This is a genomic window from Brachymonas denitrificans, from assembly GCF_907163135.1.
GTDB classification, from domain to species: domain Bacteria; phylum Pseudomonadota; class Gammaproteobacteria; order Burkholderiales; family Burkholderiaceae_C; genus Brachymonas; species Brachymonas denitrificans_A.
Genome location: NZ_CAJQUA010000001.1, coordinates 1,050,313 through 1,071,456, shown reverse-complemented (window position 1 = coordinate 1,071,456; position 21,144 = coordinate 1,050,313). Strand labels below are relative to the sequence as shown.

At 64.8% G+C, this 21,144-nt stretch carries 21 protein-coding genes; 16 read left to right on the top strand and 5 right to left on the bottom strand.

Annotated elements, in window-relative coordinates; translation table 11 throughout:
- Positions 1 to 65 precede the first annotated feature (65 nt).
- The gene (locus tag KKQ75_RS04980) at positions 66 to 272 is read right to left on the bottom strand and encodes a hypothetical protein (protein WP_213360746.1); all 207 of its coding nucleotides are present in this window, start codon (positions 270 to 272) and stop codon (positions 66 to 68) included.
- Between the two features lie 283 nt (positions 273 to 555).
- Here KKQ75_RS04980 and tadA point away from each other — a divergent pair, with 283 nt between their 5' ends.
- Together tadA and KKQ75_RS04970 are read left to right on the top strand one after the other, a co-directional pair.
- Positions 556 to 1,950, top strand: coding sequence for a tRNA adenosine(34) deaminase TadA (gene tadA, locus KKQ75_RS04975; protein ID WP_213360745.1), 1,395 nt, complete (start codon positions 556 to 558; stop codon positions 1,948 to 1,950).
- A 2-nt stretch (positions 1,951 to 1,952) separates the two neighbouring features.
- On the top strand, positions 1,953 to 2,885 hold the full coding sequence (locus KKQ75_RS04970; RefSeq protein ID WP_213360744.1) for an LD-carboxypeptidase: 933 nt from the start codon (positions 1,953 to 1,955) through the stop codon (positions 2,883 to 2,885).
- Positions 2,886 to 2,969: 84 nt separating this feature from the next.
- Here the strand turns inward: KKQ75_RS04970 and KKQ75_RS04965 are convergent, their stop codons facing one another.
- A complete protein-coding gene (locus tag KKQ75_RS04965; protein ID WP_213360743.1) occupies positions 2,970 to 3,605 on the bottom strand; it encodes a riboflavin synthase in 636 nt (211 codons plus the stop codon).
- 64 nt (positions 3,606 to 3,669) lie between these two features.
- Between KKQ75_RS04965 and KKQ75_RS04960 the strand changes: the two genes are divergently transcribed.
- The 3 genes from KKQ75_RS04960 to KKQ75_RS04950 are packed head-to-tail and all read left to right on the top strand — an operon-like array spanning position 3,670 to position 7,706.
- Positions 3,670 to 5,061 carry a paraquat-inducible protein A gene (locus KKQ75_RS04960; protein WP_213360742.1) on the top strand — a complete coding sequence of 464 codons (1,392 nt, stop codon included), beginning with the start codon at positions 3,670 to 3,672 and terminating at the stop codon, positions 5,059 to 5,061.
- A 32-nt stretch (positions 5,062 to 5,093) separates the two neighbouring features.
- On the top strand, positions 5,094 to 6,968 hold the full coding sequence (locus KKQ75_RS04955; RefSeq protein ID WP_213360741.1) for an intermembrane transport protein PqiB: 1,875 nt from the start codon (positions 5,094 to 5,096) through the stop codon (positions 6,966 to 6,968).
- A 9-nt stretch (positions 6,969 to 6,977) separates the two neighbouring features.
- Complete coding sequence (locus tag KKQ75_RS04950; protein ID WP_213360740.1) at positions 6,978 to 7,706, top strand: PqiC family protein; 729 nt, start codon at positions 6,978 to 6,980, stop codon at positions 7,704 to 7,706.
- A gap of 56 nt (positions 7,707 to 7,762) precedes the next feature.
- On the opposite strand, the gene KKQ75_RS04945 is transcribed toward KKQ75_RS04950, so the two are convergent.
- Together KKQ75_RS04945 and hemH are read right to left on the bottom strand one after the other, a co-directional pair.
- Entirely contained in the window at positions 7,763 to 8,626 is an 864-nt protein-coding gene (locus KKQ75_RS04945) for a YdcF family protein (RefSeq protein WP_250131007.1), read from the bottom strand.
- Positions 8,623 to 9,732: a ferrochelatase gene (gene hemH, locus KKQ75_RS04940; protein ID WP_213360739.1), complete on the bottom strand. Its 1,110-nt coding sequence runs from the start codon at positions 9,730 to 9,732 to the stop codon at positions 8,623 to 8,625. The genes KKQ75_RS04945 and hemH overlap by 4 nt, the downstream gene beginning before the upstream one ends.
- Positions 9,733 to 9,933: 201 nt before the next feature.
- Between hemH and hfq the strand changes: the two genes are divergently transcribed.
- The 10 genes from hfq to KKQ75_RS04890 all read left to right on the top strand — a co-directional run bounded on the left by hfq (position 9,934) and on the right by KKQ75_RS04890 (position 19,423).
- Positions 9,934 to 10,194 (top strand): RNA chaperone Hfq, encoded by a 261-nt coding sequence (gene hfq / locus KKQ75_RS04935; protein WP_213360738.1) that lies wholly within the window; start codon positions 9,934 to 9,936, stop codon positions 10,192 to 10,194.
- A gap of 63 nt (positions 10,195 to 10,257) precedes the next feature.
- Positions 10,258 to 11,478 (top strand): GTPase HflX, encoded by a 1,221-nt coding sequence (hflX, locus tag KKQ75_RS04930; protein ID WP_213360737.1) that lies wholly within the window; start codon positions 10,258 to 10,260, stop codon positions 11,476 to 11,478.
- Between the two features lie 169 nt (positions 11,479 to 11,647).
- Positions 11,648 to 13,084, top strand: a complete 1,437-nt coding sequence (hflK, locus tag KKQ75_RS04925) for an FtsH protease activity modulator HflK (RefSeq protein WP_213360736.1) — start codon at positions 11,648 to 11,650, stop codon at positions 13,082 to 13,084.
- A 45-nt stretch (positions 13,085 to 13,129) separates the two neighbouring features.
- Positions 13,130 to 14,032, top strand: coding sequence for a protease modulator HflC (gene hflC, locus KKQ75_RS04920; RefSeq protein WP_213360735.1), 903 nt, complete (start codon positions 13,130 to 13,132; stop codon positions 14,030 to 14,032).
- 9 nt (positions 14,033 to 14,041) lie between these two features.
- The gene (locus KKQ75_RS04915; RefSeq protein WP_213360734.1) at positions 14,042 to 14,233 is read left to right on the top strand and encodes a DUF2065 domain-containing protein; all 192 of its coding nucleotides are present in this window, start codon (positions 14,042 to 14,044) and stop codon (positions 14,231 to 14,233) included.
- A gap of 81 nt (positions 14,234 to 14,314) precedes the next feature.
- A complete protein-coding gene (locus tag KKQ75_RS04910) occupies positions 14,315 to 15,493 on the top strand; it encodes an ATP phosphoribosyltransferase regulatory subunit (protein ID WP_213360733.1) in 1,179 nt (392 codons plus the stop codon).
- Positions 15,494 to 15,550: 57 nt separating this feature from the next.
- On the top strand, positions 15,551 to 16,957 hold the full coding sequence (locus KKQ75_RS04905) for an adenylosuccinate synthase (RefSeq protein ID WP_213360732.1): 1,407 nt from the start codon (positions 15,551 to 15,553) through the stop codon (positions 16,955 to 16,957).
- A 52-nt stretch (positions 16,958 to 17,009) separates the two neighbouring features.
- Positions 17,010 to 17,534: a phosphoribosyltransferase gene (locus KKQ75_RS04900; protein ID WP_213360730.1), complete on the top strand. Its 525-nt coding sequence runs from the start codon at positions 17,010 to 17,012 to the stop codon at positions 17,532 to 17,534.
- A gap of 23 nt (positions 17,535 to 17,557) precedes the next feature.
- Entirely contained in the window at positions 17,558 to 18,112 is a 555-nt protein-coding gene (locus tag KKQ75_RS04895; RefSeq protein WP_213360728.1) for a DUF2062 domain-containing protein, read from the top strand.
- 87 nt (positions 18,113 to 18,199) lie between these two features.
- Positions 18,200 to 19,423 (top strand): PLP-dependent transferase, encoded by a 1,224-nt coding sequence (locus KKQ75_RS04890; RefSeq protein ID WP_213360727.1) that lies wholly within the window; start codon positions 18,200 to 18,202, stop codon positions 19,421 to 19,423.
- Positions 19,424 to 19,537: 114 nt separating this feature from the next.
- Here KKQ75_RS04890 and KKQ75_RS04885 read toward each other — a convergent pair whose 3' ends face one another.
- A complete protein-coding gene (locus KKQ75_RS04885; RefSeq protein WP_213360726.1) occupies positions 19,538 to 20,200 on the bottom strand; it encodes an arylesterase in 663 nt (220 codons plus the stop codon).
- Between the two features lie 113 nt (positions 20,201 to 20,313).
- On the opposite strand from KKQ75_RS04885, the gene KKQ75_RS04880 reads away from it, so the two are divergent.
- Entirely contained in the window at positions 20,314 to 21,006 is a 693-nt protein-coding gene (locus KKQ75_RS04880; protein ID WP_213360725.1) for an ABC transporter ATP-binding protein, read from the top strand.
- Positions 21,007 to 21,144: the final 138 nt, after the last annotated feature.

Genomic DNA, 21,144 nt, shown 5'->3' with positions numbered 1-21,144 from the left:
AGGGCGTCAAGACTCAGCGGGCTTTGTGCTTTCAGTGAGATTTGCTCTGTAGTCATCCCGCACGATCAGGCGGGCAAGTTCAAGGCGCCATCAATAGCCTCACGCAAGCGCAACAACTCGTCGGTGGAAAGAATGCCGCTGAAGCGCACCCGGTGGTCGGCCCAGCAAGCGGAAGGCACAAACGACGAAATCAGCAGATGGTGTTGATCTCCGTCGATACGCTTGACGATGGCGTCGAGCTGACAGGCCGGGGTGGTTTGGGTGTTTGCCATGAGGTGCTCCGTGGATCCCCGCGAGCCTTGATTCAGGAGGCATGCGAGGCGGGGAGGAGCTCGGCGTGCGACCTTTAGGCGTTGGTGACGCGGCGCCAAGTAGTGCAATAAAGCCCGCGATCAGCTGAAAACTGATGGGGCCAGTGTAGCATTTGGCAGAAGGCAATGCGAAAACGCAGGATGAAATCCTCTCACAGCATGGTTGACGCAGTCTTTGGCCGCGAGGGCGAATTTGGCGCGTTGGCAGTCGGTTGAGTGAACCAAGTTGCGATAGAGTCATGCCATGTCCAGCAGGCAAACTTCCTTGACCCTGAGCCACATGCAAGAGGCGCTGGCCCAGGCACGCCAGGCCGCTGCCGAAGGCGAAATCCCCGTAGGTGCTGTCGTCGTTGCTCCTGACGGAGAAATCATTCTGGGCAAGGGACACAACCGTTGCATTGCCGATCATGATCCGTCTGCCCACGCCGAGATCCAGGCACTGCGTGAAGCAGCGCGCACACTGGGCAACTACCGGCTCGACGGCTGCACCCTCTACGTGACGCTCGAGCCTTGTGCCATGTGCAGTGGGGCCATGCTGCACGCGCGTCTGGAGCATGTCATCTACGCCGTGCCTGATCCGCGTACGGGCGCTGCAGGGTCTGTGCTTGACCTGTTCGCTCCATCTGGCATCAATCATCAGACCACGGCCAGCTTGCTGTCAGACACTGAGGGCGGCTTGCAACTCAGGCAGCAATGCGCCGATCTGCTCACCGGCTTTTTCCGCGCGCGCCGCCAGCAGCAGGCGCAGCAGCGTCAGCACGCAGCCAGTGCGCCGCTGCGGGAAGATGCGCTTCGCCCATCGGCCAAGTCGCTGAAAGAAGAGGGCGTTCTGCAGCCCGGGTCGCGATGGACGCTGGTACCAGACCCCGGTACCCCGACAACTGCTGCCTGGCGCGTGCATCACCTGGAGCAGGGCGATCCTGCTGCACCCACTGTGGTGGTGCTGCATGGCTACGCCGGCCACGCCGGACTCTGGCAGGAGCTCAGTGATGAACTGGCCCACGCCGGTTGGCGCACGCTGGCTCCTGATCTGCCCGGCCATGGCCTCAGTGACAAGCCACGCCAACCGGCCTTGCATAGTCTGCCGTGGCATCAGGCGATGCTGCAGACGTGGCTGGAGCACCAGAATTTGCCGACAGGCTGGTTGCTGGTCACTCTTGATCAGGCCGCCTTGCTTGTACCCGGGGATCTTCCCCCCAGCCGTGTCCTGGCACTCGAATCGGGGGAGGCACCCATTGCGTGGCCAGACGACCCAATCCTGGCTTCTTCTGACCACACGACGGGTCGGGCAGCCGCCCAGGACTGGCGCCTGCGCTGCCAACGCAGCCCGCGCTTCGATCTGCCGCAGCACTGGGCGCTCGACGATCAGCCTGCGCTGGAAGTTCTGTGTCAAGCATGCTATCCCGACCCGGGCCACCGTGGCGCGCTGCGCTGGCAGCTGTTTGCTGGCCAGCCTCCGAGCGCGGATGATTTCGATTGGTGGCAGCACCACGGCCGACGCCTTCCCGTGCAGCCGCTGGAGCCGGCCCCGGTCAAGCTCCCGCAACCCGGCGCTCGCATCCGCGCCGCCCTGCGGCACAATACTCCCCAGATCCTTCAATGGCTGGAGCAGCACCGCGCTGCCCGGTCCGCATCCTGACCATGGCCCACATCTACATCTATTCCCCCTCCGGCGCAGTGCGCGACAAGACGGCATTCCGCCGTGGCATCAGGCGCCTGCAGGCGCTGGGGCACGAGGTGGAGGTGGATCCTGATGCGCTCACCAGCTTCCAGCGCTTCGCCGGCGACGATGCCACGCGCCTCGCTGCCATTGGCCGGGCTGCCGCCAGTGGCGCCGATGTGGCGCTGACCACGCGCGGCGGCTATGGCCTCACGCGCATCCTGCCCGACATTCCCTACCAGCAGCTAGCCAAGGCCATTGACAAGGGGACCCGCTTCGTCGGTCTGAGCGATTTCACGGCGCTGCAACTGGCGCTGCTGGCGCAAGTCGGCAACGAGGCCGTCACCTGGGCCGGCAATCTGCTGATCGACGACTGGGGCAAGACCGAAGAGCCGGACGAAATCACGCAGGCCTGTTTCGAGGAGATGCTGGACGGCAGCAGCGAAGGCGCAGGATGGTACGTGACGAAGCGCGAAGAGCCGGATGCCGAACTGGTGACCCTGCCCGAGCCAATCGACAACGCCACGCTGTGGGGCGGCAATCTGTGCGTGCTGACCAGCCTGCTGGGCACGCCTTATTTCCCGCAGGTGGAACAGGGCGTGCTGTTTCTGGAGGATGTGGCCGAGCATCCCTACCGCGTCGAGCGCATGCTCACGCAACTGCTGCTGGCCGGTGTGCTGGACAGGCAGCAGGCCATCGTGCTGGGCCAGTTCAGCGATTACAAGCTGATTCCGCATGACAAGGGCTTCGGCATGAAGGCCGTGGTGCAGTGGCTGCGCACGCGCACCAAAACTCCTGTCTTTACCGGCCTGCCGCATGGCCATGTGCCGACCAAGGTGCTGCTGCCTGTGGGCGCCAAGGTGGAGATGGCCGCCGAGGGCCGTGATCGCTTGCTGGTGTGGGGCCACCAGTAAGGGCAGCCAGGCATCCGCGGGCCGCACAAAGCAAAGAGCCGGGCAGGGCCGGCTCTTGCGTTCATGCAGGGCTGAACCGCCTGCTTACTTGCCCGCCGTCAGCATCCGCTCCACATAGCGCGCAATCAGGTCAATTTCCAGATTCACCCGGCTGCCGGCTTTCAGCACATGCAGCGCCGTGTTCTGCACCGTATGCGGAATCAGGTTGATGCTGATCTCGCAACCAAAGCCGTCCGTATCCACCGGCATGTCCTCCACACGGTTCACGGTCAGGCTCACGCCATTGACGGTAATCGAACCCTTGTAGGCCAGGAAGCGCGCCAGCGCAGCCGGTACGCGGATGCGCAGTTCCATGCTTTCGCCCACCGGCTCGAAACTGGCCACTTCGCCAATGCCGTCCACATGGCCGCTCACGATATGTCCGCCCAGGCGGTCATGCGAGCGCAGTGCCTTTTCCAGATTGACCGGCCCTGTCACGGACAGTCCGGCCGTCTTGTCCAGCGATTCCGCCGAGATGTCGATGCTGAAGCGGTTGGCCGCCGCGTCGAATGCCACCACCGTCATGCAGGCGCCGTTGAGCGCAATGCTGTCGCCCAGCGCCACGTCGTCCAGATAGCCGGCAGGCGTATCGATGGCCAGGCGCTTGCCGTGGGCGCTGCTTGCGCCCAGATTCTGCACATCCACGATTTTTCCAACTCCGGTAATAATGCCTGTAAACATGGTGCTCGCTGTCCGATGAAAGAGGGCTTTCATTGTATGCCGGGCGCCCCCATTTAACGGAACCATGCCTGTTCAACCCTCCGCCGCCATGCCCCCGCTCGCCGACGACATCACGCGGCTGGAGGTGTGTTCGCAATGCGATAGCGTGGTGGGCCTGAGCGCGCTGCAGAAGGGCGAAACCGCCTGCTGCGGCCGTTGCGGACACGAACTGGAGCGTTTCCACGGCTGGAGCCCGCGCCAGTTGCTCGCCGTGTGCCTCACCGCCTGGATCATGCTGGTGCACGTTCTGGCCTATCCGCTGGTCACGCTCGACGTGCGCGGCAATCTGCAGTCCACCTCGATCTGGGAGAGCATCCTGTTCGCCTGGGAAAGCGGCAACATGGTGGTGGGCTGGATGACCTTCCTCACGGCCGTATTGCTGCCGGTGTCGGAACTGGCAGTAATTACCAGTGCACTCTGGTGCATCAGCGCGCGCGCCTACCCGCGCGTGCTGGTTTGGGCGCTGCGTGCGGTGGAGGTGGCACGCAACTGGAACATGCTGGCGGTGTTCCTGCTCGGGGTGCTGGTGGCGCTGATCAAGCTGACCACGATCGGTTCTCTGGATATCGGCTTGGGCTTGGTGTCGATGTCCGTGCTGGTCGTGCTGCTGGCCGTGCTGGCACGCGTGGATGCACATACCCTGTGGCGCATGGCAGAAGAAAACGGCCTGGTGCCGCAAAGCCATCTCCCGCTCGATCTGGACACCAGCGATCCGCGCTGGCATCGCAGGTACCTGATCTGCCACAGTTGCGGCATGGTGCACAGCGCCCCGCAGGAGGATCTGCAGGAGCAGGGCAAGATGCCCGCCTGCATGCGTTGCGGCGCCACGCTGCGCCACCGCAAGAAGCACAGTCTGGCGCGTTGCTGGGCCTTGCTGCTCACTGCCCTGGTGTTCTACATCCCGGCCAACCTGCTGCCCATCATGGCCACCGGCACGCTTAACGAGCCGCCTACCGAGCACACCATCCTCTCCGGCGTGGTCGACCTCTATCGCTCCGGATCCTGGGGCATTGCCATCGTGGTGTTCGTGGCGAGCCTGGCGGTGCCGGTGATCAAGTTCCTGGTGCTTGGCTGGCTGCTGCTCTCCATCCAGTTCAAGTGGTTGGGCAATGTGTCGCAGAATGCCGTGCTGTTTCGTGCCATGGAGCTGATCGGGCAATGGTCGATGCTGGACGTGTTCGTCGTGGTGCTGCTGGCCGCACTGGTGCACTTCGACGGACTGATGGAAGTCAGGATCGGTGCCGCGGCCTGGTCTTTCGGCACCATGGTGGTGTTCACCATGCTCGCAGCCCAGCATTTCGATCCGCGCCTGTTGTGGGATGCCTACGACGAGGCCTGCGCCGACGCGCAGAACGGCGACTCTCGCGGCACAATGGACCGTTCGCATCCGGCTTCGGATATGCATGAAAGGGCATGAAGCCTGCGCTTCGAGCCCGCTGATCTGCCGACATGGACCCACGTCAAGATTCTTCCACCCCGAACGATGCACCGCAGCCAGCCAGTGCAGCGCCGGCCCGGACCGTGCCAGGCCCGCAGGCAGCACAGCAGGGCACGGATGCCGCCAGCTGCAGCATCGACGGACAGCGCAATGGCGAGCACGACACGGTGCTGCCGCCGCAACCCGTCATCCGCGCCCAGACGCGTCGTCCGCGTTTCTCGCTGATCTGGCTGCTGCCGCTCGTTGCCGTGCTGATCGCACTGTCGATGGCCGTGCACAACTGGTTGCAGACCGGGCCGGTCATTTCCATCCACTTCCAGACGGCCGAAGGGCTGGTGGCCGGCAAGAGCCAGGTGCGCTACAAGGAGGTAGTGATCGGCACCGTGCGCGCCATTTCCTTGGCGGAGCGGGGCGATGGCGTGGTGGTGCAGGTGCAGCTGGAAGGCACGGCGGCCAAGGTGGCCAACTCCGGAACGCGCTTCTGGGTGGTGCGCCCGCAACTGGGCCTGGGCGGCGTGACCGGGCTGAGCACCTTGCTGTCCGGCTCCTATATTGGGACGGACGCAGGCGACTATGCCAATCCCAGACAGACCGAATTCACCGGGCTGGAGCAGCCCCCCGCCGTCACGCGTGACAGCAAGGGCAAGCGCTACTACCTGATGACCAACACCTTGGGCTCCCTGGGCATCGGTTCGCCCGTGTTCTACCGCCGTGTGCAGGTCGGCCGTGTCACGTCCTACGCCCTGGCAAAGGATGGCAAGGGTCTCGGGGTCGAAATTTTCATCGATCAGCCCTACGATGCCTACGTGACGCCGCGCACGCGTTTCTGGAATGCCTCGGGGATCGACTTCTCGGTTGGCTCAGATGGCGTCAAGGTCAATACGGAATCGCTGGCCGCCATCGTGGCAGGCGGTGTGGCGTTTGGCGAGCCGCCCGAGCCCGCGGTGCCGGTCGCTGCCGAACAGGCTGCCCGGGCGCAGGCCGACACCGCGCCGGAAGGCACGCGCTTCCAGCTGTATGACAATCCCAAGATTGCCATGACCAGCCGTGCCGAAGCCCCGGTGGTGGTGCGCATGCGCTATGACCAGTCGGTGCGCGGCCTGACCATTGGCGCTCCGGTCGAGTTGGGCGGCAAGCCCATCGGCGAAGTGCTCGAAACCAGTCTGGACTTCGATCAGGAGCGCAAGAATTTCTTCGTCTGGGTCGATGCGCTGCTGTACCCGCGCCAGATGGGCGATGCCTTCCTGCGCCTGATCGAGGAGGCGGGTGCGAAAAGCCAGGATGCCAGGTCCCAGGACCGTGCCTTCATCCGCTATCTGGTGGAGCACGGCTATCGTGCCAAGCTCAAGACCGGCAACCTGCTGACCGGCCAGCTCTATGTGAATATCGAGCGCGTGCCCAAAGCGCCTGTGTTCGCCGGCCGCTATGACGTGCTGCCGGTGCCATTCCCGACGGTGCAGGGCGCAAACATGGAGCAATTGCAGACGCAACTCTCCAACATCGCCAACCGTCTGGAAAAGGTCAAGTTCGACGAGATCGGCAGCGATCTGCAGAACAGCCTCAAGTCGGCCAGCCGTGCGCTCGATACGGCCAACCGCTCGCTCAACAACCTCACGCCCGAGGCGCGAGTGATGTTGCTCAATGCGCAGAAGGCGCTCAAGTCGGCCGAATCCACCATGGTTGCCGTGCAACCCGCCATGGGCCCAGGCGGCGTTCCGGATCAGGCCAACGAAGCACTGCTCGAGGTGCGCAAGGCCGCACAATCACTGCGCAGCCTGACCGACTATCTCAAGACCCATCCGGACGCGCTGCTGCGTGGACGCAGCGGCTCGGCTCCTGCGCCGGCGCCTGTTCCGATGAACAATGCCCCGCAAGGCGGCGAGTAAGGAGTCGCCATGCGAATACACGAAACCGCAGAACAGCAAGTGGGCACAAGGGCTGCATGTGCCGGGCGCCGCTGCGTTCAGGGGGCGGCCGCGCAAGGTCTGACGCGCTCTCCGCTGCTGGCAGTGGTGGCCTGCATGGCCGTGCTGGCGCTGGTGGCCTGTGCCGGTGGCAAGGAGCCCAGTTTCTACACCCTGCAATCGCCCGCGGAGGCGACCATGACCCCTGCCGTGCGCGCCGCCAGTGTGCTGGTGATTCCGGGCCCGGTGCGTGTTCCGGATGCCCTGGACAAGCCCGAAGTGGTGGTGCTGAGCGGTGCCCAGCAGGTGATTCCCCTGCCGACCGATCTCTGGCGCAGCCAGTTCGGCGAAGAAGTTAGGACGGCCGTAATGGGAGCCGTCCTGGCCGATGGCCGCATCGCCCAGGCGCCAGCGGCCGGCTATGCACAGGGCAGCGCCATCCCCCAATACGCGCTGCATCTGGGTGTGGACCGCATGGATCTGGCTCTGGGCCAGTACGCGCGGCTGGACGCCACCTGGAGCCTGCAGCGCCTGCCTGCCGGAATGTCGGGTGCACCTGTCGTTTGCCGTGCAAGCTGGCAGCGCCCGTTGTCCGGCAACACCGTGCAGGATGCAGTGGCGGCCCAGCAGCAACTCATGCAGGATTGGGGATCACGCATCCGCCGCCAGCTGCTGGGGCAAGCCGGCCTGGCTGGTGGCGTCAGCGGATGTGGGAGCTGAGCACGGCCCGGTCAGCCGCGCGCATGAAGGGTGCTGAACGGCGCTGACGCGCCGGCTCAATGTGCTCCCAGCCGGAGCCCCAGCCACTCCCGGAGCACGCGCCGGCTCGCTGCCAGGCCATGGCCGCTGGGCAGAGCATCCAGCAGCGGGCGCTCATACGGGCCGGTAAACCCCATCGGAGCCGGCACCACGTCCAGCCCCTTGCCCGCAAAGGCCGCCATGCTGCGCGGCATATGCCATGCGTGGGTGACCAGGGCGATCCGGGTGATGCCGCGCTCGCGCAGCAGTTGCGCCATGTTCTCGCCATTCTCCCGCGTGTCGCGCGAACGGGCGTCGGCAAACGCCACCGAAATGCCATAGGTCTGCGGCGCAGCCTGTTCGGCCAGCGTTGCTTCTGCCAGGGGCGCCGTGAGCGTACCTGCGCTCGTCTTGTCGGCATTGCCCCAGCCCACACCGCCTGCGTAGCCCAGTGGCAGCTTCAGCGCACGTGCCAGCAGCGCGCCGTAGCGCAGGCGCTCCATGCTCATGGCGTTGAGTTGCGGACCGGCATGTTCGGGAGTATCCACCGATATGCCGCCTCCGAGTACCACCACGGCCTGTATCTGCCGCTGCTGCAAGTGCGCCGCGGTTTGCGCCGGATATTGCGGCAGCAGGGTGCGGTCCAGCCACACCGCCACGCTCTGGCACGACAGCAGCCACAGCGCGGCAAATCCGGTGAACACCAGCAGACGCCCTGGCCAGTACACCAGAGGCCGTGCACGCCACAGCAGCCAGAAGCCCGCGAGCAGCACCAGCAGGGGCAGTGTGGGAGGCAGGACAAGCGCTGTCAGCACCGGCTTCCAGGCGCCCAGCGAGAGCAGCAAGGCGCCTGCGTCCGGCAGCTGGAAGCCCGGCAGCAGCGAAGCGCCTGCATCACTCACTGCGCGGCACCCAGAGCCCGCGCCCTGGCGGCGGAAGCGGCCAGGGCGTCACGCTCCTGCTCCCTTGCAAGTGCGTTGCCCTGCAGCGTCTCCCAGCCTGCCAGATGCTGCACGCTGATCGCGCCCAGCGCCTCTATCCAGTCGGCATCGGCATTCAGGCAGGGGATGTAGCCAAAGCGCTCGCCACCCGCCCCGGTAAAGGCATGGCGTACTTCCATGTTGATCTCTTCCAGCGTTTCCAGACAATCGGCAGTAAATCCGGGGCACATCACGTCGATATGGCGCACGCCTTGCTGTGCCAGCGCAATCAAGGAAGGTTCGGTATAGGGCTCCAGCCACCTGGCTTTGCCGAAGCGCGACTGGAACGTCATCAGCACGCGTTCGGACGGCAGGCCGAGCGCTTCCTGCAGCAGCCGCGCCGTCTTGCGGCACTCGCAGTGGTAGGGATCGCCGAGCACGTGGGTGCGTTCGGGCACGCCATGAAAACTCAGCACCAGGCGCTCGCCCTGGCCGTTCGCTTCCCAATGCCGGCGCACGCTGTTGGCAAGCGCCTGGATATACAGGGGATGGTCGTGGTAGCGGTTGACGAAGCGCCACTCCGGCACCGAGCGTGCCTGTGCGCTCCACTGGAATACCTTGTCCAGCACGCTGGCCGTGGTCGTGCCCGAATACTGCGGGTAGGCCGGCAGCACGAGGATGCGCTGCACCCCTTCGGCCTTGAGCGCATCCAGCGTGGCATCGAGCCCGGGCTGCCCGTAGCGCATGGCTGCGCGCACCGTCACCGCGTGGTTGCGTGCCTGCAGCCATTCCTGCAGCAGCTGCGCTTGCCGCTGTGTCCAGACCAGCAATGGAGAACCCTCCGGCATCCACACCGATTCGTATTTCTTTGCAGAAACGGCCGGGCGGGTGCGCAGGATCACCCCGTGCAGAATGGGCTTCCAGATCGCGGCAGGGATTTCCACCACGCGCGGATCGCCGAGGAATTCGGCCAGATAGCGGCGCACTGCCGCGGGCGTGGGGGCATCGGGCGTGCCCAGGTTGCAGAGCACAATGGCCGTTCCGGCCTTGCGGCCGTGTTGGTAGGCAGGTTCAGCGCGAAAAGTCATGCAGAGGGAGGCGATAAGAATGGAGGCCGGACGGCGCCGGCAGAAGAGGCCTATTGTCGCAGACGGGCAAATCACCCACCGACACGCCGCATTCGCAGCCTGTTGCACAAAAAGTGGGACTATCTGCTTGCAGCGCAGGCAATTGTCCCCAGCTATGTTATCGTGTGCCTCTTTCCACAATAAACAAACACGGAGAATATCGTGAGTAATAAAGGTCAATTGCTGCAGGATCCCTTTTTGAATACCCTGCGTCGCGAGCACGTGCCGGTGTCCATCTACCTGGTCAACGGCATCAAGCTGCAAGGTCAGATCGAGTCCTTCGACCAGTATGTCGTGTTGCTGCGCAACACGGTCACGCAAATGGTCTACAAGCACGCCATTTCCACCATCGTTCCGGGTCGCGCGGTCAATTTTTCCGTCGCGCCCGAGGCCAGCGAATCTGCCGGTTCCGCTGCTGCGTGATTTTCAGCCCCGGCCGCGTTCGCGCGGCGGGCTCCACCTTCCTCCTGGTGCCCTGATTCCCTGATGCAAGACAAGAATGCCGCCCCTCTCGCCGTTCTGGTGGGGGTGGATTTTGGCCTTCCGCATTTCGATGCGGAACTCGAAGAACTCGGCCTGCTGGCCCAGACTGCCGGCCTCGAACCGGTCGCGCGGGTCACCTGCAAGCGCCGCGCGCCCGATCCAGCCCTGTTCGTGGGCAGCGGCAAGGCCGACGAGATCAAGCTGCTCGCCGAGCAGACCGGCGCCTCCGAAATCCTGTTCGACCAGGCGCTCAGCCCCGCGCAGCAGCGCAACCTCGAGCGCGCGCTCGGCATGCCGGTCAACGACCGAACCATGCTCATCCTCGAAATCTTCGCGCAGCGTGCGCGCAGCCACGAGGGCAAGCTGCAGGTCGAACTGGCGCGGCTGCAATACCTGAGCACGCGCCTCGTGCGTCGCTGGAGCCACCTGGAGCGCCAGCAGGGCGGCACCGGCACACGCGGCGGCCCTGGCGAAACCCAGATCGAGCTGGACCGCCGCATGATCTCCGAATCGATCAAGCGCATCAAGGAGCGGCTCGAAAAGGTCAAGCGCCAGCGTGCCACGCAGCGCCGCCAGCGCCAGCGCACCGACACCTTTGCCGTCTCGCTGGTCGGCTACACCAACGCGGGCAAGTCGACGCTGTTCAATGCCCTGGTCAAGGCGCGCAGTTATGCGGCCGACCAGCTGTTTGCCACGCTCGACACCACCACGCGCCAGCTGTTCCTGCCGCAGATCGGCCGCAGCATCTCGCTGTCCGACACGGTGGGCTTCATTCGCGATCTGCCGCACGGCCTGGTCGAGGCCTTCGAGGCCACGCTGCAGGAAGCCGTCGATGCCGACCTGCTGCTGCATGTGGTGGATGCCTCCAGCCCGGAATGGGTGGAACAGATCAACGAGGTGCAGCGCGTGCTGGCCGAAATCGGCGCCGACAAGATCCCGCAGCTGCTGGTGTTCAACAAGCTCGATGCCCTCACGGCCGACCGTGCGCCGGTATTGCTGGCAGACACCTATGCCATCGACGGCGTGCAGGTGCCGCGCCTGTACCTCAGCGCCTGGAAGGGCGTCGGGCTGGATGCGCTGCGCGACCGGATGGCCGAGGCGGCCCAGGCCAAATGGGAACAGGCCTGGCCGGGGCAGGGCGATGGCGATGGCGATGGCGATGGCGATGGCGATGGCGATGGCGATGGCGATGGCGATGGCCGCGCGAATCCTCCGGCGCCCTGATCCCTGCGCAGAATTTGTCTTTTCCCTGCTGGTATAGTCTTTAGTTCCGGCGGATCGGCCCCATATCCCTTCGCATACCGGTGCATGGCACCGGCCGTGCTGGAGCGTCCTGCTTCGCGCGAAACATGCGCACCTGCCTGCCAGCTCCTGAGAAGTCGCCCCAGACACCATGGATTCAATGAACGAGACCACTTACTCTTCCTCTGGTCGCGCCAAACCTGGCGCTTCCGGGCTGCGCCGTCTGGCGCTGGCCCTGCCGCCCGCATTCCAGCGCATGTTCAACCTGAACGATCCCCGCTGGGGGCGCAACGAGGATGATGCGGACGACCGCCCGGCTGCCGCGCACGAACCGCGCAACCAGCAGGACGACGACCGCCCGCAGCAGCATCCCGGCAAGCGCCCCGAGCAGGGCCCGCCCGATCTGGACGAGTTGTGGCAGGACCTGAACCGCAAGCTGGGCAACCTGTTCGGCGGCCGTGGCGGCCAGGGTGGTAGCGGCGGCGGTGGCGGTGGCGGTGGCGATCCGCGCTGGAACCCGTTTGCCGGTGGCCAGCCTCCAAGCGGCAAGGGCGCCGGCATCGGCATCGGCATGATTGCCGGCGCGGCGCTGGTAATCTGGCTGCTGAGCGGCTTCTTCATCGTGCAGGAAGGGCAGCAGGCCGTGGTCACGCGCTTCGGCAAGTACCAGTCCACCGTGGGCGCCGGCATCAACTGGATCCTGCCGTATCCCATCGAGCGCCACGAAACCGTCAACGTCACGCAGATCCGCTCCGTCGACATCGGCGGCGATGCCGTGATCAAGAGCACCGGCCTGCGCGACTCTGCCATGCTTACCGCCGACGAGAACATCGTCGAGGTGAAGTTCGCCGTGCAATACCGCCTGAGCAATGCGCGCGACTATCTGTTTGCCAGCCGCAACCCCGACCAGGCCGTGGTGCAGGCCGCCGAAACCGCCATCCGCGAAGTGATCGGCAGCATGCGCATGGACGCCGCCCTGGCCGAAGAGCGCGACCAGATCGCCCCGCGCGTGCGCAAGCTGATGCAGGTCATCCTCGACCGCTACAAGCTGGGCGTGGACGTGGTCGGCGTGAACCTGCAGCAGGGCGGTGTGCGTCCGCCCGAACAGGTGCAGGCCGCGTTTGACGACGTGCTGAAAGCCGGCCAGGAGCGCGAACGCGCCAAGAACGAGGCGCAGGCCTATGCCAACCGCGTGATTCCGCTGGCCGTCGGTACTGCTTCGCGCCTGAAGGCCGAGGCCGAGGGTTACAAGGCCCAGGTGGTGGCACAGGCCGAGGGTGATGCCTCGCGCTTCTCCGCCATCCTGCCCGAATACCAGAAGGCGCCGCAGGCCACGCGCGACCGCATGTACAACGACACCATGAAGGACGTCTACAGCAAGGTCACCAAGATCCTGGTGGATGCCAAGCAAGGCAGCATGCTCTATCTGCCGCTGGACAAGATCCTGCAGAACCAGGCCGCGGCATCCGGCTCCACGCCGGCGCCCAAGCCCGCAGCCCCGGCGGCTGAAACGCCGGCTCCGGCCCCTGCCGCAGCGCCCGCAGCCGACGCCCGCGCGCGCGACTCCGACCGCTCGCGCGAACGCTGAGCCATGGCCTCGACAACCGCATTCCGCTGAAAGAGACACTGTCCGATGAATAAACTCATTACTGCCGGCCTGGCCCTCGTGATTGCCCTGTTGGCCGCCAGCTCCGTCCTGTTCGTGGTCGACCAGCGCCAGTTCGGCGTGGTCTATGCCCTGGGCCAGATCAAGCGCGTGGTCACCGAACCCGGCCTCTACGTGAAGATGCCGCCGCCGTTCCAGAACGTGCGCTTCGTCGACAAGCGCCTGCTCATGCTCGACAGCCAGGACAACGAGACCATGCTGACGGCCGAGAAGCAGCGCGTGGTGATCGACTGGTACGTGCGCTGGCGCATTTCCGATCCCCAGGCCTACATCCGCAACGTGGGCACGGACGAAACCGCGGGCGCCAACCAGTTGCTGCGCGTGGTGCGCAACGCCTTCCAGGAAGAAATCAACAAGTACACCGTGCGCGAGCTGCTCTCCGGCAAGCGCGAGGCCCTGATGCAGAACGTCAAGGCCGAAGTGGTGCAGGCCGTAACGACCGGCGGCAAGACCTGGGGCGTGGAAATCGTCGACGTGCGCATCACCCGTGCCGACTATGCCGAGGCGATTACTGAATCCGTCTATCGACGCATGCAGGCCGAGCGTGAGCGCGTGGCCAACGAGCTGCGTTCCACCGGTACCGCCGAAGGCGAAAAAATCCGTGCCGATGCCGACCGCCAGCGCGACATCACCGTGGCCGAAGCCTACCGTGACGCCCAGCGCGTGAAAGGCGAGGGCGATGCAGAGGCTACCCGCGTCTACGGCGAGTCCTTCGGCAAGAGCCCGCAGTTCGCCAACTTCTACCGCGGCCTGGAAGCCTATCGCAAGAGCTTCGAGAACAAGAACGACGTGATGGTGGTCGACCCGGCCAGCAATGACTTCTTCAAGTCGCTGCGCCAGGGTGGCGCCTCTGTGGGCGGCGGCAACTGATCAGGCCACATGCAGGACGATGTGCTGTGGCTGGCATTGGCCTTCATGCTGATGTTCGAAGGCCTGTTCCCGCTGCTGATGCCGGCACGCTGGCGCGAAGTGTTCAGCGAACTCACGCGCCTGCCGGACCAGCGCATCCGCCTGTTCGGCTTCCTGAGTGTGGTCGGCGGGCTGCTGCTGTACTGGATCATCAGCAACTGAACTCGGGCATCGGGTGACGGTTTGTGTCAACCTGATGGATTGCTTGTAAAATCCGGTTTTTTAACAGACCTGATATTTCCAATGTCCGCCTGGGTACTTCCCGACCATATCGCTGATGTGCTGCCTGCGCAGGCACGACTGATTGAAGACTACCGGCGTACCCTGCTGGACACTGCGCGCAGCTATGGCTACGAGCTGGTGGTGCCGCCGCTGGTCGAGCATATCGATTCCCTGCTGTCCGGCACCGGCGAGGCGCTGGATCTGCAGACCTTCAAGATGGTCGATCTACTGTCCGGCCGCACGCTCGGCGTCCGTGCCGACACCACGCAGCAGGTCGCCCGCATCGATGCGCACCTGCTCAACCGCGAAGGTGTGGCCCGCCTGTGTTATTGCGGCCCGGTGCTGCATACCCGCCCCGAACAACCCCATGCCAGCCGCGAGCCGCTCCAGTTCGGCGCGGAAATCTACGGCTGCAGTGGCTCCGGGGCCGAGCTTGAAATCCTGTCCCTGGCGCTCGATTCGCTCAAGAGCGTGCACACGCCCACCGAGCGCGGCCTGGTGGCTGACCTGACCGATGCGCGCATCGTGCCGGCCCTGCTGCAGCAGGCCCCGGAAGTGGTGGTCGACATCGACCGCCTGCAGAATGCCCTGATTTCCAAGAACGCCGATGCGCTGGAGCTGGCGGCCCAGGCGCTGCCGTCCGCGGTGCGCCAGCAGCTGCATGCCTTGCTCGGCCTGTACGGCGATGTGTCCGTGATCGGCAAGGCGCGCAAGGCCCTGCCGGCATTGCCGCAGATCGGCGAAGCGCTGGACCAGCTCGAATGGCTGTGCGAGCATATCCAGCGCACCCATCCGGATATCACCCTGCTGATCGACCTGGCGGATGCCGCCGGCTATGCCTACTACAGCGGCCCGCGGTTCGCGCTCTACCTGCGAGGTTGCAGCGAAGCGCTGGTGCGGGGCGGCCGTTATGACGAGGTGGGCGCCGTGTTCGGCCGCAATCGTCCGGCGGTCGGTTTCAGCCTGGACGTAAAGGCGCTGGCGCGCATGTCCACGCCACCGGCACGCCCGGCCGCCATCCGCGCCGAGTGGCGCGAGGCGCTGGACTGGCGCCAGACCGTGCGCGCGCTGCGTGCCGCAGGTGAAACCGTGATCGTCACTTTCCCGGGGCAGGGCGTCGAGGAAGACACTGCCTGCTGCGACCGTACGCTGGTCGAGCAAGGCGGACAATGGGTGGTGCAGCCCATGTCCGCCGCCTGAGCGGATCGCTGTTCGCGCGATCCCCATAACCCTTTGTTTTGATTGAAGGAACATGCAATGAGCAACAATCTGGCTGGCCAGGCCGCCAAGGGCCGCAACGTCGTGGTGGTCGGCACCCAGTGGGGTGACGAGGGCAAGGGCAAGCTGGTCGACTGGCTGACCGAAAGCGCCAATGGCGTCGTCCGCTTCCAGGGGGGGCACAATGCCGGCCACACGCTCGTCATCAACGGCGTGAAAACCGCGCTGCACCTGATCCCGAGCGGCATCATGCGTCCGGGCGTGAAGTGCTACATCGGCAACGGCGTGGTGCTGTCCGTGACCAAGCTGCTGGAAGAAATCGCCGGCCTGGAAAAAGCCGGCGTCGAGGTGCGTTCGCGTCTGCGCGTGAGCGAGGCATGCCCGCTGATCCTGCCGTTCCACGCTGTGCTCGATATTGCCCGCGAAGCTGCCAAGACGCGCGCCGGCGCCGAGAAGATCGGCACCACCGGCCGCGGCATCGGCCCCGCCTACGAGGACAAGATCGCCCGCCGTGCCCTGCGCGTGCAGGACCTGAAGCATCCCGAGCGCTTTGCCGCCAAGCTGCGCGAACTGATCGAGCTGTACAACCACATCCTGTCCAGCTGGCTGCACGCCGCCGACGTGGACTTTGGCGAGGCGCTCAAGCCCTATCTGGTCAACGGCCAGGTGCAGTACGACGCCGTGTATGCCGAAGCCATGCAGCAGGCCGAGCAGGTCAAGCCGATGATTGCCGACGTCTCGCGCGAGCTGAACGAGGTGCACAAGGAGGGCGGCAATCTGCTGTTCGAAGGCGCCCAAGGCACGCTGCTGGACATCGACCACGGCACCTATCCCTTCGTGACCTCCAGCAACTGCGTGGCGGGCAACGCCGCCGCCGGCGCTGGCGTTGGCCCGGGAATGCTGCACTATGTGCTGGGCATCACCAAGGCCTACTGCACGCGCGTGGGCGGCGGTCCGTTCCCCACCGAGCTGGACTGGGAAACCGAAGGCACGCCCGGCTGGCACATGGCCACCGTGGGTGCGGAGAAGGGCGTGACCACCGGTCGCAGCCGCCGTTGCGGCTGGTTCGATGCCGCGCTGCTCAAGCGCAGCGCCCAGGTCAACGGCCTGAGCGGCCTGTGCATCACCAAGCTGGACGTGCTGGACGGCCTGCCCGAACTGCAACTGTGCGTCGGCTACGAGCTGGACGGCGAACAGGTCGACATCCTGCCGCTGGGTGCCGATGACATCGCCCGCTGCAAGCCGGTGTACGAAACCCTGCCGGGCTGGACCGACACCACCGTGGGCGTGACCGAATACGACAAGCTGCCGGAACAGGCACGCAAGTACCTGCAGCGCATCGAGGAAACCACCGGCGTGCCGGTGCACGTGATCTCGACCAGCCCCGATCGCGATCACACCATCATGATGCAGCATCCGTTTGCAGCTCCTGCATCCGGCTGCTGATAACAAAAACACACCGGCCCACAAGGCCGGTTCTTCACTGGGAGGTCCGGCCATGTTGACGGAAGACGGCAAGCATCTGTATATCACCAACGACGAATACCACCGCCTGATCGAGCGCCTGGCGCTGATGGTGCACGAATCGGGCTGGGAGTTCGATACCATCCTGTGCCTGGCGCGTGGCGGCATGCGCCCGGGTGATGTGCTGAGCCGTATCTTCGAAGTGCCGCTGGCCATCATGTCCACCAGTTCCTACCGCGAGAACGACGGCAAGACCCAGGGCACGCTGGACATTGCCCACTACATTACCACCCCGCGCGGCCAGATTGCCGGGCGCGTGCTGCTGGTGGATGACCTGGCCGACAGCGGCGTGACGCTGCAGGCCGTGGTGCAGAACCTGCGCGAGAAATACCCCGCAATCGTCGAGCTGCGCTCTGCCGTGCTGTGGACCAAGGGCGTTTCGGCCTACCAGCCCGATTACTCCGTCGAACACCTGCCCACCAGCCCGTGGATCCACCAGCCGTTCGAGAACTACGACTCGATCCGGCCCCATGTGCTGGCCTCCAGGCTGGCCTCATAGCCTGCAGTGAAAACGACGCGACCATGAGCTTCTTCCGCCGCTGGATCCCCGATCAGGAAACGCTGGAGCGCAGCCGCTGGCTGGCCTGGCTGGCTCCCTGGCTGGGGCAGCCTGCCTTGTGGGTCTGGTCGCGTCATGGTGTGGCGCTGGGCGTTTCCATCGGCATCTTCTTCGGCATGCTGGTGCCGGTGGCACAGATTCCGGCCTCGGCGGTGGCGGCCATCGTGCTGCGTGCCAACCTGCCGGCAGCAGCAGCCAGCACGCTGGTGAGCAACCCGGTCACCTTTGCGCCGGTGTATTACCTGGCCTATCGCCTGGGCAACATGGTGCTGGAGCCCACTGCCCCCAAGAGCGCTTCGGAAAAAGACAGCGAAGCCGAACAAAAGGCCACCGAGTTGCACCAGACTATCCACGGCTCCGAGAAGGTCGGCTTCTGGCAAGGCATCAAGATGATGGGCAAGCCGCTGATGGTCGGCCTGGCGATACTTGCCGTCAGCGGCGGGCTGCTCGCCTATGTGCTGATCAGCCTGATCTGGTCTGCGCATCAGTGGTACAAGATGCGCTCCGGCAAGGAATAGCCAGTTGCATGCCTGACGCTCTAGGGAGTTGCTGTAGCGTGACAGAGGTCTCGGCGGCTGACACCAGTTGCGCGCTATCATGCCGGCATGAAACGCCACGCCAGCACTGACCTCATCCATCACGACTACCAGCCTCCTGCAGAATTCGAGGCGCCGCAACCGCCGGTCTGCAAGGCCTCCACGGTGTTCTTTCCGAACGTGGCCGCCATGCGCGAGCGCACCTGGCTCGACAAGAGCGGCTACACCTATGGCTTGCATGGCACGCCCACCAGCTACACGCTGGAAGAGCGTCTGTGTGCGCTGGAAGGCGGGCGCCACGCGGTGCTGGTGCCCAGCGGGCTGGCAGCCATCGCCTGCGTGAACATGGCCCTGCTGCACAGCGGGGACGAAGTGCTGCTGCCGGACAATGCCTATGGACCCAGCAGAACGCTGGCCGACGGCGAGCTGGACCACTGGGGCATTGCCTACCGCACCTACGACCCCATGGACGTGAACGATCTGGCGGACAAGATCGGCCCCAACACGCGTCTGGTGTGGCTGGAAGCGGCCGGCTCGGTTACGTTGGAGTTTCCCGATCTGCTGGCGCAGGTGCGCACCTGCCGTGAACTGGGCGTGCTGACTGCGCTGGACAACACCTGGGGCGCCGGCCTGGCCTTCCAGCCTTTCGATCTGCTGCGCAGTGGCGATGAGGAGGCAATCGGTGTGGACATCAGCATTCACGCGCTGACCAAGTATCCCAGCGGCGGCGGCGACGTATTGATGGGCAGCGTGATCACGCGCGACCCGGCGCTGCACAAGCGCATCCTGCTCAGCCATATGCGTCTCGGCTTTGGCGTGGGCATGAACGACGTGGAAGCGGTGCTGCGCAGCCTGCCGAGCATGGCCTTGCGCTACCAGGCGGCCGACCGCTCGGCGCGTCACGTGGCGCAATGGTGTACCGGGCAGCCGCAGTTTGCGCAGGTATTGCACCCCAGCCTGCCTGATGCGCCCGGACACGACTACTGGAAAGCGTTGTGCGTCACGCCCGAGCAGCCGCATGGCGCGGCCGCCGGGCTGGTGAGCGTGGTGTTCGAGCCGCACTATACCCAGGACGAAATCGATGCCTTCTGCGACAGCCTGCGCCTGTTCCGCATCGGCTACAGCTGGGGCGGACCGGTCAGCCTGGTGATGCCGTACGAACTGGAAACCATGCGTGATGCCTGGCCGGAGCATATTGCGCGCGGCACGCTGGTGCGCCTGTGCATCGGGCTGGAAGACCCGCGCGACCTGGAGGCGGATCTGGCACAGGCGCTGCTGACCTTGCCGGTCTGAGGCAACAGGTTCTAGCGGCCCCCCGGGACCGAAGCCATTGTCCGGAGCGGACCGGCGTTGCAAGGAGATCGAGGGGGGCGACGCGGCCCTGCGCAGGGCAGATTGCGTGCCAGCTTACTTCAGCAGCAGTTTCTTCAGCTCGGGCAGCACATTGCCGGCAATTCGGGCTTGTGCCTTCGCATTCGGGTGAATGCGGTCGGACTGGAAGTATTGCAGTGCATCGGGCGCATCGGCCACGCCCTTGAGCAGGAACGGCAGCACGGCTGCCTTCTGCGCCTTGCCCACGTCGGCAAATACCTGGGCGAACTGGCGCGTGTAGCTGGCGCCGTAGTTGGGCGGCACCTGCATGCCCAGCAGCAGTACCTTGGCGCCGGATTGCTGTGCCAGTTGCGTCATGGCCGTCAGATTGGCCTGGGTTTGCGCCAGCGGCAGGCCGCGCAGGGCATCGTTGGCACCCAGCTCTAGCAAAAGCACCTTGGGTTGATGCGTCTTGAGCAGTTGCGGCAGGCGCGCGCGGCCGCCTGCGGTGGTGTCGCCGCTGATGCTGGCATTGACGAGGCGGGCCGGAATCCTGCCTGCGTCGAGCTGATTCTGCAACAGGGCGACCCAACCGGTGCCGCGGGGCAGGCCGTATTCGGCGCTGATGGAGTCGCCAACGACAAGGACCGTTGCCTGACTGGAGGCATGGGCCGGTGCGCTCAACGCGCTTGCCAGCACGGCAAGTGAAATGAGCAGACCATTGCGGCGCGAAAGGCGGGGGGAGGTAGATTGCGACATGATTCTTGGAGTAGCGACAGGTTTTCGAGTTCCCTTGCGGTTGTGCAGCCACGGCACAGGCAGGTACAGGGTTACCATGGACGCAATATCAGCAAATACAAGTGAAAATTGTCATGAAACAATCTCCCGGCAATAGTATTCTCAGTGTGAGAGATGTGTCCAAGAGTGTGACGCAAGCCGATGGCACGCTGCACATTCTGCGCAACATCAGTTTTGAACTGGAGCGTGGAAGCGTGACGGCGATTGTCGGCGCATCCGGATCGGGCAAGAGCAGCCTGCTGGCCATCATGGCTGGTCTGGATACGCCAAGTTCGGGTACGGTTTTTCTGGGCGGAAAGGACATGTTTGCGCTGGACGAGGACGGACGCGCAGCCCTGCGGGCGCAGACCATGGGGTTTGTCTTTCAGAATTTCCAGTTGATGCCCAACCTGACAGCGCTGGAAAATACCATGCTCCCCCTGGAGCTTGCAGGAAAACGGGATGCCAGGGAAAGGGCGCTTGCCATGCTGGACCGTGTCGGGCTGGCTGCACGGGTGCAAAGCTATCCGCGGGTGTTGTCGGGAGGAGAGCAGCAGCGTGTGGCGCTGGCCCGGGCGTTTGTACAGCGTCCGCAAATTCTGCTGGCGGATGAGCCTACCGGAAGTCTGGATGGCGCAACGGGGGAAAGGATTCTGGAATTGCTGCTTGAACTGAATGTGGAGCAGGGGGCCACGCTGGTGCTGGTGACGCACGACGAGGCGCTGGCAAGCCGTTGTGGCAGGCGCCTGCGGATTCATGAGGGTAACGTGGGGGATTGCGAGGATTGACCTGATGCGGCGCCGGTACGCAGCTATCAGTACATATACGCGAGCGCGTATGCAATAGATATCTTGCACACGTGGCAGATACAACTGGTTTCGTCGCAACGAGAACTGTTATGATGGAATTGTAAATGTATGTTAGTG

Bases quoted from the DNA above. Each gene is read 5' to 3' on its own strand.
- KKQ75_RS04980 (WP_213360746.1), bottom strand. From the start codon at position 272: ATGGCAAACACCCAAACCACCCCGGCCTGTCAGCTCGACGCCATCGTC.
- tadA (WP_213360745.1), top strand. From the start codon at position 556: ATGTCCAGCAGGCAAACTTCCTTGACCCTGAGCCACATGCAAGAGGCG.
- KKQ75_RS04970 (WP_213360744.1), top strand. From the start codon at position 1,953: ATGGCCCACATCTACATCTATTCCCCCTCCGGCGCAGTGCGCGACAAG.
- KKQ75_RS04965 (WP_213360743.1), bottom strand. From the start codon at position 3,605: ATGTTTACAGGCATTATTACCGGAGTTGGAAAAATCGTGGATGTGCAG.
- KKQ75_RS04960 (WP_213360742.1), top strand. From the start codon at position 3,670: ATGCCTGTTCAACCCTCCGCCGCCATGCCCCCGCTCGCCGACGACATC.
- KKQ75_RS04955 (WP_213360741.1), top strand. From the start codon at position 5,094: ATGGACCCACGTCAAGATTCTTCCACCCCGAACGATGCACCGCAGCCA.
- KKQ75_RS04950 (WP_213360740.1), top strand. From the start codon at position 6,978: ATGCGAATACACGAAACCGCAGAACAGCAAGTGGGCACAAGGGCTGCA.
- hemH (WP_213360739.1), bottom strand. From the start codon at position 9,732: ATGACTTTTCGCGCTGAACCTGCCTACCAACACGGCCGCAAGGCCGGA.
- hflX (WP_213360737.1), top strand. From the start codon at position 10,258: ATGCAAGACAAGAATGCCGCCCCTCTCGCCGTTCTGGTGGGGGTGGAT.
- hflK (WP_213360736.1), top strand. From the start codon at position 11,648: ATGGATTCAATGAACGAGACCACTTACTCTTCCTCTGGTCGCGCCAAA.
- hflC (WP_213360735.1), top strand. From the start codon at position 13,130: ATGAATAAACTCATTACTGCCGGCCTGGCCCTCGTGATTGCCCTGTTG.
- KKQ75_RS04915 (WP_213360734.1), top strand. From the start codon at position 14,042: ATGCAGGACGATGTGCTGTGGCTGGCATTGGCCTTCATGCTGATGTTC.
- KKQ75_RS04910 (WP_213360733.1), top strand. From the start codon at position 14,315: ATGTCCGCCTGGGTACTTCCCGACCATATCGCTGATGTGCTGCCTGCG.
- KKQ75_RS04905 (WP_213360732.1), top strand. From the start codon at position 15,551: ATGAGCAACAATCTGGCTGGCCAGGCCGCCAAGGGCCGCAACGTCGTG.
- KKQ75_RS04900 (WP_213360730.1), top strand. From the start codon at position 17,010: ATGTTGACGGAAGACGGCAAGCATCTGTATATCACCAACGACGAATAC.
- KKQ75_RS04895 (WP_213360728.1), top strand. From the start codon at position 17,558: ATGAGCTTCTTCCGCCGCTGGATCCCCGATCAGGAAACGCTGGAGCGC.
- KKQ75_RS04890 (WP_213360727.1), top strand. From the start codon at position 18,200: ATGAAACGCCACGCCAGCACTGACCTCATCCATCACGACTACCAGCCT.
- KKQ75_RS04885 (WP_213360726.1), bottom strand. From the start codon at position 20,200: ATGTCGCAATCTACCTCCCCCCGCCTTTCGCGCCGCAATGGTCTGCTC.
- KKQ75_RS04880 (WP_213360725.1), top strand. From the start codon at position 20,314: ATGAAACAATCTCCCGGCAATAGTATTCTCAGTGTGAGAGATGTGTCC.